Genomic DNA, 591 nt, shown 5'->3' on the forward strand with positions numbered 1-591 from the left:
TGGGTCACCTTCGATTTTTCCTGGCCCTTGGTGCTCGTGCGAAAATGGAGACCGTAGTTCTCGGGAGTACGGCCGGGTCGCCACGCTCCGCGCGACGACCCGGCCGAGTTCACGCCCGCGGTTCTCAGCAGTCGCTGGAGTTCTTGGCGTAGTAGAGGCTACGTCCCGTGGGGACACTGAAGGCCCAGCCGTAGACCAGTGTCTTGCTCGTCCGCCCGGGAACCAAGCTGGGACCCCAGTCCGGCCAGGTGGGGATGTCGACGCAGACGTACTTTCCGGTGGAGCATTCGTTGTAGACGTCGACCTTGCGCCAATTGTTCTCCGTGTACCACGGCTCGTGCTGAACGTTGCACGCCGCGGTGGCGCCGGGGGCCGAGCCCGCCGCCGTATCGGACGCGCTTGCCGGACTGCTGAGGGAAAGGGCGAGCGCGGCGGTGATGGCCGCGAGCGCGATGCCGTTCTTCATGATCATGTCCTGCCTTTCTTTCCGGTCGGAAGGGAGCCTTCCCGACCCCTGGTCCGGAGCGCGACGCTTTTGCGGGAGAACGCAAAAGCCCTGGCGGAGAGGCGTCACGTCGTCGACGCCGGCCG

At 65.8% G+C, this 591-nt stretch carries 1 protein-coding gene; it reads right to left on the reverse strand.

The annotated features are described in order from the left end of the window. Positions 1–124: 124 nt before the first annotated feature. Complete coding sequence (locus CFP71_RS43075; protein WP_143267351.1) at positions 125–466, reverse strand: hypothetical protein; 342 nt, start codon at positions 464–466, stop codon at positions 125–127. Positions 467–591 lie beyond the last annotated feature (125 nt).

This window comes from Amycolatopsis thailandensis, from assembly GCF_002234405.1.
Taxonomy (GTDB): Bacteria; Actinomycetota; Actinomycetes; order Mycobacteriales; family Pseudonocardiaceae; genus Amycolatopsis; species Amycolatopsis thailandensis.

Bases quoted from the DNA above. Each gene is read 5' to 3' on its own strand.
- CFP71_RS43075 (WP_143267351.1), bottom strand. From the start codon at position 466: ATGAAGAACGGCATCGCGCTCGCGGCCATCACCGCCGCGCTCGCCCTT.